The sequence below is a fragment of the Ileibacterium valens genome, from assembly GCF_001945525.1.
GTDB classification, from domain to species: domain Bacteria; phylum Bacillota_I; class Bacilli_A; order Erysipelotrichales; family Erysipelotrichaceae; genus Ileibacterium; species Ileibacterium valens.
The window spans coordinates 1-9312 of sequence record NZ_MPJW01000063.1; the positions used below are offsets into that span (position 1 = coordinate 1).

Consider the following 9312-nt stretch of genomic DNA (forward strand, 5'->3'; position numbering starts at 1 on the left):
CGGGAGAACATGTCTTCAGATGCAGGACATGAGATTATGGTCAGCCGGAGCATTCAGGCGGAAGGAACCTTCGGAGATCTTAAAGAAAACTACAGATACAGCCGATTGAGACGCCGGGGACTGGAAAACGTAAAATTTGAGGTGCTTATTGTGGCCATGGGACACAATATCAGAAAATTAAACAACAGAAATCGGATGAGTTGCCCAGAACTCGAACGTTATGGAAAATTAAAGGAGCAGAAAAGCGAAATCTGAAAAAGATTATAAACAGTCTTTTTGAGTTTTGGCTCTTTTCAGTGCGTTCAAAAATTGACTTGAGCGGAAAAACACATCATAAAACAGGATTGAATTAGATAAAAAGCATAGAAAAAGGGGCTGTAAATCTCGCTGATGAAAAATCAGTCGAAATTTAACAGCCCCTTTCGTATTTCTTAGGTCTTACTCTCAGGTTTTTCTCTTGGGTCTGTTTTGGCTCACCTGATATCTGAAGCAGGAAAAACTGATCGAATATTATCGAACAGCTCAAAAAACACAAACCCGCAGACATTTGTCTGCGGGATAATGGTCAGAGTATAACAGTATAGCCTGGTAAACCCTAATAAACTAACGCTTGCTGAACTGCGGAGCGCGGCGAGCTTTCTTAAGACCGTATTTCTTACGTTCTTTAGCACGTGGATCACGTGTAACAAAACCTGCGGCTTTAAGAGCTGGACGGAAGTCAGAATTTGCTTCCATCAGAGCGCGAGTAATGCCGTGACGGATTGCTCCGGCCTGACCGGAATATCCGCCTCCGTCAACGTTAACAAGAACATCGAACTGATCAAGAGTATTAGTCAGTTCAAGTGGAGCACGAACAACCATCTGAAGTACTTCGGATGGAAGATACTCTTTAAGTTCCTTGCCGTTAACTGTGATGTTTCCTGTACCTGGACGAAGGAAAACACGGGCAACAGCTTCTTTTCTGCGGCCAGTACCCAGGTACTGTACGAAATTTTCTTTTTTTGCCATTTACCTAGTTCCTATCCTTTCACCTTTAATTCAACAGGCTGCTGAGCAGTATGTGGATGTTCATTGCCTGCATATACAAATACATGACGACGCTGAACATCACCAAGTTTTGTATGTGGAAGCATACCCTGTACGGCTCTGCGTACCCATTCTACAGGATACTTTTCTTTCATTTCCTTAGCGGAACGGACACGAAGTCCTCCGTAATAACCGGAGTGATTGTAATACTTTTCAGTATTCAGTTTATTTCCAGTCATTTCTACCTTATCGGCGTTGATAATGATGACATAATCTCCGCAATCTACATGGGGAGTGAATGTCGGTTTGTTTTTGCCGCGAAGAACGTGGGCAGCAGTGGTTGCAAGACGACCAAGAGTCTGTCCTTCACCATCAATTACATACCAGGTACGTTCTACTTCAGCAGGCTTAGCCATTGTTGTCTGACGCATTTGATGTCCTCCTGTTTAATTGAGCATTACCGGGGCTCAAAGGCTGAGGATCAGCCATCAATGATCATAAACAAAGGGGTATCTCTTGTCAATGAACGCCGCTCGAAATTCTTCAATGGTCGATGGACTTTCGCATCTAATTCGAACATTTTTGAAAACAGATCGAAGTTTCAAATCGTCAAATGACAACTGAATAACTCGATTATTACCTTTAACTTCTGTTTTTACAAATATTCTCTTCCTTCGAGAAACTCTTTACTGACTCTTGATAAACTCTTCATAACGAAATTTTGACTTTAAATTGGCTCTCTTTCAGAAACGTTTTGCCAAAAAGCAAAAAGCCGTCCTGTATGAACAGACGGCTTTTGTATTCAAATTCTCATTTTGAAGCCAGCTATGACATTTCTTATAGTTATAATGATCTAACTTAGACTTATTTGTTTTATATCAGGTTGATTATATCAACAAAGAATCCATTTGGTTCATCAGGTTTCTGAGTCATCACTGATTGCAAACTCTGGATCATAAGTGACTTTAACCAGATATAAGCCTTCAGAAGGAGCATTAAAGCGTACTGCTTCCTTATCTCTGGCATCAAGCATTGCCTGGATCTGTTTTTCAGTCAGCTTTCCTTCACCCGCCCGAATTAATACTGCACTCATCATTCGTACCTGATAACGCAGGAATCCATCAGCTTCAAATCGGATACGGATATCCTGACCTTCTTCAGTAATTACGATGTTTCGTATTTCTTTGACTCTTGGTTTATTTTCCGGAATCTTTGCGTGAGTAAAACTCGTAAAGTCATGCTTTCCAAGAAAAATCCTGGACGCTTTTCGCATAACATCTACGTCGATATTGTCCCTTACTTTTGTTTTATATCGATATGAAAAGGGATCATTCTTTTTTCTGGTCAGCACATAATCATATCGTTTTTCTCGTGCTGAAAAACGCGCATGGAATTCTGCAGAAACTTTCTTAACTTTTAAGACGCGGATATCTTTGGGCAGAATCGTATTCAATGCCTGTTCATATCCATATTCACTGATTTTTCCATCCGCATCAAAATGAAAGACCTGTCCAGTCGCATGAACTCCTGCATCCGTTCTTCCGGAAGCTGTAATTGAGGTCTTCTGTTTATGGATTTTTTCAAACGCTTTTTCAATGACCTCCTGTACCGAAAGACCATTAATCTGCTTTTGCCATCCATGATAAGCAAAGCCGTCATAGGCAAGCAGCACCTGGTATCTCTGAGTCATCGAATCTAAATTCCTGCCATCCACAATCCAATATCAGAAAGCAGAACAATGAGCGCCATACAAAGTGCCATATAATCAGCCGAATGCATTTTCAGCATTTTATAGCGGGTCCTTGGTCTTGAAGGATCGTAACCTCTAGCTTCCATCGCATTGGCTAACTGATCAGCCCGATCAAAGGCTGAAACAAACAAAGGAACGATTAAAGCAAGAACCGCCATAACTTTTTCCTTTAATGTTCCGTTTTCCAGATCGACCCCACGGCTTGCCTGAGCATTCATAATTCTCTGTGTTTCCTCAATTAATGTCGGAATGAATCTCAGCGCAATCGAAATCATCATCGCGATAATATGAGCCGGGAGTCCTATGGCTTCGAATGGTTTCAGCAGCTTTTCAAGTCCTAATGTCAGATCAAGCGGTTTAGTCGTAGCAGTAAGAATCGTTGTCATGACGATCATCAAAAGCAGACGTAAAATAATGTACAGCGTCTGAATGACTGCATCGGAATAAATTGAAAACCAGCCCCATTTAAACCAAAGGGTTCCCGTTTTCATAACCAGAACATTAATGACAAGCAGAAAAACCATCATGAACATCATTGGTTTCATACTTCGAAGCGCAAAGCGAATTGATAGTTTGGAAAGCTTTAATGCAGCCAGAATAAAAATCGCAATCGGAATATAGCCCCAGAATCCAGCTGGAATAAATATCGCAATCATGACGATCAGAAGAACCATAATTTTGGTTCTTGGATCCATCTTATTAACGACAGAATTGAGATCCATGTAACGGCCAAGCGCAATATTACCCATTGGATTTCACCTGACTTTCAATCGCCACAGCGAGTTCTTCTTCATCAAAGATTTCCGGATCGATAACAAATCCATTTTCCATAAGTTTTTGTTTGAGAGTGACAATTCCCGGTGGATTAATACCGATTTCTTTCATCCATTCTGGATGTTTAAAAAATGTTTTTGTATCGCAGAATGTTTTGACCTTTCCGTTTTCCAGAACAATCACGTTATCACAATACTGAAGAACATGTTCCATATCGTGGCTGACCAGAATAATGGTCTTGCCCTGTTCCTTGTTCAGGGACATAAAAAGATTCATCATCTCTTCCGCCCCCTGTGGATCCAGACCTGCGGCTGGCTCATCCAGAACCAGAATCTCCGGATCCTGAACCAGAATGCCGGCAATTGCTACCCGGCGCTTCTGACCTCCCGAAAGATCAAAAGGAGAGCGTTCAATCAAAGATTCATCAAGTCCGACTTTCGGAAGAATCGTTTTTGCTTTTTCCATAGCCATTTCGGGAGTATCCCCAAAATTTATCGGCCCAAAAGCGATATCTTTACCTATCGTTTCTTCAAACAACTGATATTCTGGAAACTGAAAAACCAGACCCACTTTTTTTCTGAGCTGCTTGATCTCCTTAAGCTTCATCTGAGGTTCCAGATGATATCCTGCAATATCTATTGATCCTTCCTGAACTTTGAGCAAGCCATTCAAATGCTGTACAAGTGTTGATTTTCCGCTGCCTGTCTGTCCAATAATTGCAGTTACCTGTCCTTCAGGAATCGAAAGATTAATTCCATCTAACGCTTTATGAGCAAACGGACTTCCTGGCGAATAAGTATATTTCAGTTCTTTGATTTCAATTGACATAAACTGTTCACCACCTCATCTAATGAAAGAAGTCCGTGGTCAAGAACTCCCATGTCCTTTAGCCGGTTTGAAATCTTTAATGCAAAAGGAAGGGCCAGGCCCATCTTTTCAAGTTCATCCTGGTGCGCAAAAATTTCCTGAGGAGTCCCCTCCATCATGACCTGTCCGTTTTCAAGGACGATGACATATTCGCTCTGAGCGACTTCATCCATATCATGGGTAATCGAAATGATTGTTCGGTCCTTATTTTTATTCAGCTCCCGGATCTGTTTATTAATTGATGCTTTTCCCTGAGGATCAAGCATACTTGTACTCTCATCAAAGACAATGACGTCTGGCTTTACCGCCAGAATTCCGGCGATCGCTACTCTTTGTTTCTGCCCGCCTGAAAGATTGGTTGGCTCTGCATTCAGGTAATCATTCATTCCCACTTTAGCCGCACTTTCTTCAATGATCGCCTGCATGTCTTCCTGAGGAACCTGTCGGTTTTCAAGCCCAAAAGCAATATCATCTGCAACCGTTGATCCGATAAACTGATTGTCCGGATTCTGGAAAACAATTCCGATATGTGAGCGTAAGTCATAAAGATTTTCTTCATTCAGTTCTCTTCCGAGAATTTTCACTGTTCCTGCCTGAGGTTCGAGTAAACCTATCAATACCTTGGCAATCGTCGATTTTCCAGACCCATTGTGACCAATAATCGTGGTATAGGATCCTTTAGGAATTCGCAGTGAGATGTCCTTTAGAACATCTGTTTCGGAGTCATAGCTGAATGTCAGATTGTTTACTTCAATAGCATCCATATATGTATGTATGGTATCCTTTCTGAATCGACATTCAGATTCTGCTTTGCAGAGATCTGATGTTCTGCTTTCTATGAGACATCATTCATTTAGCTTTAAATGGTTTTAAATGGCTTGAATCCGCCTCAAAGGTTTTCTGCTGTTTTTGCTGTATTAATCTGCATCAGCAATTTGCAGCATTAAACAGGAATGTCTGCAGGGGATGAAATTATATAGTACAAATCGATTCTGCTTTAGATCATTTGTATTCATCACCCAATAAACCTAATCAAACACAAATTCGTTTTAAACAGACTTTTTGCCTGAATTCATCTGTATCAATTTACAAAAATTAATACATTTTTTATTGAACAGTACAAATCAGTCCAGTTCATCCTTCGAAAATTCAGTACAGCTGTTCAAACAACAGAGTCCTTTATTCAAGTTGACTTTCATCCTGTTTCTCAGCCATTATACATTTTCATGGTCAGCTTTCTGAAAGCAGACCCCCTACTAAAACCGGTTACATCCTATATAAATTGCTCTATTTTGAATTTTGTTTTCTTCGATTAAAACAAATCTGAAGAGTCCTTTCGTGAAAACTCTAATCAATTCACAATGTAAAAAAGGATATGCTTATTCAAAAGCATATCCTACGTATGAAACATCATTTGATTTAGCTGCACTTTGCAGTTCAGCAGCGACTTCCTGCAGTTCATCTGCATTCATCGGTCCGGTAACATAAACATCAAGAATATGATTATCTTCATCAAATGCAGTTGATACGCCAATTTTAGCCAGAGAATCCATAAAAGCGTGAACCCTTGCTGGTTCGACATGGAAAGAGACAATGACTCTTTCATCTTCAGGGAGTTCATTCCATTCTTCCGCGTCTTCAGAAAGCATATCATCCAAATCTTCCTGAACATAGAATGTGTGGACTGGTTCGATGTCTTCCTGCGGACTCATCAGATATTCATCAAGCTCGAGTTCTTCCTGATCTTTTCTTTTCTTGAAACGATACAGGATGGCGGCAGCAGCAGCAAGTACAGCAGCAGCTGCGGCAATTTTAGCAAGAATGCTCATCCAGCCTTTCATTTTGATTCTCCATCCTTTTTATTGAAAGAAGGTTCCTGATTATAAACTTCTGGGACTGTTTCTCCAGTAACAGCTGGCAGATCCGATTCATTTAAAACATTTTCCAGTTCATGAACACCGGCATAAATTCTTCCGCCATCATGAGCTTCCTTAGAATCAGCAGCCATAGCCGCATCCACTGCATTCTGATTCAGTGGACTAACATGTACAGAATCAAAAGCTTCCGCCTTTGCATGGGCAGGTCTTCTTACACCTTCAATTTTATTTTCGAGCTGTTCAACCCCGCTGTAAACTTTCTGACCATCTTCGGCTTCAGCAGCATCCTTATTCATCATGTGCTCAACATCTTCCTGATTTGCTTTAGCTTCTAATGAATCAGCAATCTGGTTGACTCCTTCGTAAACATGAGCACCATCTTCAGCTTCCTTAGCATAAACGTCCATCATCTGATCAACATTTTTTTCGTTTAAAGGTTCTATATCCGCTGTTTGTGGAGCTTTGGCTTCGAGTGAATCTTCAATCTGATTTACTCCAGCATAAACGTCAGCCCCGTCTTCTGCTTCATCAGCGATTCTCTTCATTTCATCATCCACTAATGTGCTGTTGAGCGGCTGAGCTTTTACAGCTGTTTCTGGCATATTGGAAGGTTTGGCTTCATGGGCTGGATCAGCTGGTTCTTCATTGGCCTTTTCGCTGTTCATTTCTTCTAGTTTCTTCAGTCCGCCCAGAACGAGACCGACTCCGGCTGCTAGTACACCAGCCTTAAGCAATAACTTAAACATCTGTATTTTTCCTCCTGGTGACGGCGATTCCGTCTCCTATCTCGAGAAACTCGGTTTCATAATCTTCAAGTGAAGCAAGAAATTCCCTGTATTCCCGAATTCTTCTAAGCAGGGCTCTGGTGTGACGGTTATTGGTTCTCTCGGGATGATCAACCATTCCATGAAAGTTCATGTTATCCGAGATAATTACGCCGTCCTTTTCAAGCATTGGTGCAAAGCGTTCAAAAAATGTTCTGTACTGATTTTTTGCAGCATCGATAAAGATACAGTCAAAAGTTCTTGCAGGGATTGGAACAACCCTGGCATCACCTTCAATCAGTTCAATCTGATGTGCAGTATCGTACTTTTCAAAATTCTTTCTGGCTTCCTGAATCATTTCCGGTTTTCTCTCGATGGTAATGATTCGGCAGTTAGGATTAATCTTTGCCGCTCTTAACGCGGTTCTTCCAATTGCCGTACCAATTTCAAGAAAGGAGGAGACCGAATGGGTTTTCAGGTAGTCTTCCATATAATCTAACCCTTCCGCCTGAAGGATGGGTACCTGGTGTACGATTCCATACCAGGTTAATTCGTCCATAGTGCTCATACCCAAAGTTTAGCATAAACCGGCATGGTTATCCCGTCGCTTGTTTGATTGATAGTCAGGATTATGAAATGTCAGAAACAGAATCGAGTGATTGTCCAAAAACAAAAAAAGCCTTCCCGAAAGAAGACTTTATTGAATAAATAAATTCATATTCTGGTTATTTTGGTAAATAAGAAACACTCAAAAACTCTTATTTAACAAATTCAACAATAGCCATAGGAGCGGCATCTCCACGGCGAACACGAGTCTTAGTCACTCGGGTATAACCGCCAGTGCGGTCCTTATAGGAAGGGCCAATTTCGTTGAACAGTTTTTGTAAAGCAGTGGTTTTCCCATCTTCGCAAGTCACATTGCGTACATAAGCGGCTGCCTGTCTGCGGGCATGCAGATCTTGGCGCTTAGCCAGAGTAACCAGATGATCCACAACTGCAGAAAGTTCTTTTGCCTTCATTTCAGTTGTTTCCACGGAGCCATGAAGGATCAGAGAAGTGGCCATGTTGCGAAGCATGGCTTTTCTATGATCGGAAGTACGGCCTAATTTACGGTTTTGCATTGTACACTCCTGTTTAGATTTCCTGAGAGCCGGCCTTAAACGAAAGACCAAGCGAGGTAATTTTATCCTTAACTTCCTTGAGAGATTTTTTACCCAGGTTGCGGACATGCATCATTTCATATTCTGTCTTCTGGCACAGTTCTTCAACCGTAGTAATTCCTGCGCGTTTCAGGCAGTTGTAGGAACGAACGGAAAGCTCAAGATCTTCAATGTTCTTGTTCTGAAGCATAGTCAGTTCGTCTGAATTGTCTTCTTCAGTTTCTTCATCCGTATTTACTGCGACTTCGTTAAGCTCAGCCAGAATTGTGATGTGATCACGCAGAATTTTAGATGCGATGGACAGAGCCTGTGATGGAGTCAGTGTTCCATCGGTTTCGATTTCCATTGTCAGCGTATCGAATGGCTGTCTGTCTTCTGCCTGCGTTGTAGTGGTGTCATAAGCGACACGAACGATTGGCGAGAACTTGGAGTCTGTATAAATGATTCCAAGAGGCTGCGCTTCGTTCTGATATATATGCTTGTTGGTTTCCGCGCCAACATATCCACGGCCTAAACGGCAGCGAATTTCAGCATCAAATTCAGCTCCAGCGGATAAAGTGCAGATCTCCAGATCCGGATTGAGAATGGAAACACCTTCAGGACATTCAATATCACGTGCATATACAGTACAAGGCCCTGTCTGCTTAATGCGAAGAGTCGAAATATCATTATCATTGATATCAATCTTCAGAATCAACTGCTTGAGTTGAAGAATGATACTTGCAACATCTTCGGTTACACCTTCCATCCCCGTAAATTCATGGTAAACACCATCGATACGAAGCGAGAAGACTGCTCCTCCAGGAAGCGCAGATAACAGCACGCGGCGAAGTGCGTTTCCTAATGTAATTCCGAAATGGTCAGGAAGCGGACTCATTTCAAATTTTCCCAATCGGTTATTTTCTTCAATAGTTTTCACTTGATAATCATTCATGTGTGGAGACCTCCTAAGCATCTATATTCTATATTATCCGCGGGGTCTTTTGGGCGGACGGCACCCGTTATGCGGAATAGGTGTCACGTCATTGATCATTGAAATATCAAGTCCAGCCACCTGCAGTGCTCTGACTGCGGCTTCTCTTCCTGGACCAGTT

13 protein-coding genes are annotated in these 9312 nt (G+C 41.7%); 1 reads left to right on the forward strand and 12 read right to left on the reverse strand.

Annotation, left to right across the window (positions count from 1 at the left end):
* The coding region (locus BO222_RS01955; RefSeq protein WP_075817320.1) for a transposase at positions 1-255 on the forward strand (255 nt) is incomplete at its 5' end.
* Between the two features lie 348 nt (positions 256-603).
* Here the strand turns inward: BO222_RS01955 and rpsI are convergent.
* The 12 genes from rpsI to rpsK all read right to left on the reverse strand — a co-directional run.
* Positions 604-1008 (reverse strand): 30S ribosomal protein S9, encoded by a 405-nt coding sequence (rpsI, locus tag BO222_RS01960; RefSeq protein ID WP_075817894.1) that lies wholly within the window; start codon positions 1006-1008, stop codon positions 604-606.
* A gap of 11 nt (positions 1009-1019) precedes the next feature.
* Entirely contained in the window at positions 1020-1457 is a 438-nt protein-coding gene (rplM, locus tag BO222_RS01965; protein ID WP_075817896.1) for a 50S ribosomal protein L13, read from the reverse strand.
* Positions 1458-1942: 485 nt separating this feature from the next.
* The gene (gene truA, locus BO222_RS01970; protein WP_075817898.1) at positions 1943-2716 is read right to left on the reverse strand and encodes a tRNA pseudouridine(38-40) synthase TruA; all 774 of its coding nucleotides are present in this window, start codon (positions 2714-2716) and stop codon (positions 1943-1945) included.
* 5 nt (positions 2717-2721) lie between these two features.
* The gene (locus BO222_RS01975; RefSeq protein ID WP_075817900.1) at positions 2722-3525 is read right to left on the reverse strand and encodes an energy-coupling factor transporter transmembrane component T family protein; all 804 of its coding nucleotides are present in this window, start codon (positions 3523-3525) and stop codon (positions 2722-2724) included.
* Entirely contained in the window at positions 3518-4378 is an 861-nt protein-coding gene (locus BO222_RS01980) for an energy-coupling factor transporter ATPase (RefSeq protein WP_075817902.1), read from the reverse strand. Before BO222_RS01980 ends, BO222_RS01975 begins: the two co-directional genes overlap by 8 nt.
* The gene (locus BO222_RS01985) at positions 4354-5181 is read right to left on the reverse strand and encodes an energy-coupling factor transporter ATPase (protein ID WP_075817904.1); all 828 of its coding nucleotides are present in this window, start codon (positions 5179-5181) and stop codon (positions 4354-4356) included. Before BO222_RS01985 ends, BO222_RS01980 begins: the two co-directional genes overlap by 25 nt.
* A gap of 615 nt (positions 5182-5796) precedes the next feature.
* Positions 5797-6258 carry a hypothetical protein gene (locus BO222_RS01990; RefSeq protein ID WP_075817906.1) on the reverse strand — a complete coding sequence of 154 codons (462 nt, stop codon included), beginning with the start codon at positions 6256-6258 and terminating at the stop codon, positions 5797-5799.
* Positions 6255-7040 (reverse strand): hypothetical protein, encoded by a 786-nt coding sequence (locus BO222_RS01995; protein ID WP_075817908.1) that lies wholly within the window; start codon positions 7038-7040, stop codon positions 6255-6257. Before BO222_RS01995 ends, BO222_RS01990 begins: the two co-directional genes overlap by 4 nt.
* Positions 7033-7617 carry an O-methyltransferase gene (locus BO222_RS02000; protein WP_233131186.1) on the reverse strand — a complete coding sequence of 195 codons (585 nt, stop codon included), beginning with the start codon at positions 7615-7617 and terminating at the stop codon, positions 7033-7035. Before BO222_RS02000 ends, BO222_RS01995 begins: the two co-directional genes overlap by 8 nt.
* Positions 7618-7816: 199 nt before the next feature.
* Entirely contained in the window at positions 7817-8179 is a 363-nt protein-coding gene (rplQ, locus tag BO222_RS02005; protein ID WP_075817911.1) for a 50S ribosomal protein L17, read from the reverse strand.
* Positions 8180-8192: 13 nt separating this feature from the next.
* Positions 8193-9152, reverse strand: coding sequence for a DNA-directed RNA polymerase subunit alpha (locus tag BO222_RS02010; RefSeq protein ID WP_075817913.1), 960 nt, complete (start codon positions 9150-9152; stop codon positions 8193-8195).
* Between the two features lie 33 nt (positions 9153-9185).
* A partial coding sequence (gene rpsK, locus BO222_RS02015) for a 30S ribosomal protein S11 (RefSeq protein ID WP_075817915.1) occupies positions 9186-9312 on the reverse strand: 127 nt, incomplete at its 5' end.

Excerpts from the sequence above, each read along its gene's own strand:
- rpsI (WP_075817894.1), bottom strand. The coding sequence starts at position 1,008 with ATGGCAAAAAAAGAAAATTTCGTACAGTACCTGGGTACTGGCCGCAGA.
- rplM (WP_075817896.1), bottom strand. The coding sequence starts at position 1,457 with ATGCGTCAGACAACAATGGCTAAGCCTGCTGAAGTAGAACGTACCTGG.
- truA (WP_075817898.1), bottom strand. The coding sequence starts at position 2,716 with ATGACTCAGAGATACCAGGTGCTGCTTGCCTATGACGGCTTTGCTTAT.
- BO222_RS01975 (WP_075817900.1), bottom strand. The coding sequence starts at position 3,525 with ATGGGTAATATTGCGCTTGGCCGTTACATGGATCTCAATTCTGTCGTT.
- BO222_RS01980 (WP_075817902.1), bottom strand. The coding sequence starts at position 4,378 with ATGTCAATTGAAATCAAAGAACTGAAATATACTTATTCGCCAGGAAGT.
- BO222_RS01985 (WP_075817904.1), bottom strand. The coding sequence starts at position 5,181 with ATGGATGCTATTGAAGTAAACAATCTGACATTCAGCTATGACTCCGAA.
- BO222_RS01990 (WP_075817906.1), bottom strand. The coding sequence starts at position 6,258 with ATGAAAGGCTGGATGAGCATTCTTGCTAAAATTGCCGCAGCTGCTGCT.
- BO222_RS01995 (WP_075817908.1), bottom strand. The coding sequence starts at position 7,040 with ATGTTTAAGTTATTGCTTAAGGCTGGTGTACTAGCAGCCGGAGTCGGT.
- BO222_RS02000 (WP_233131186.1), bottom strand. The coding sequence starts at position 7,617 with ATGGACGAATTAACCTGGTATGGAATCGTACACCAGGTACCCATCCTT.
- rplQ (WP_075817911.1), bottom strand. The coding sequence starts at position 8,179 with ATGCAAAACCGTAAATTAGGCCGTACTTCCGATCATAGAAAAGCCATG.
- BO222_RS02010 (WP_075817913.1), bottom strand. The coding sequence starts at position 9,152 with ATGAATGATTATCAAGTGAAAACTATTGAAGAAAATAACCGATTGGGA.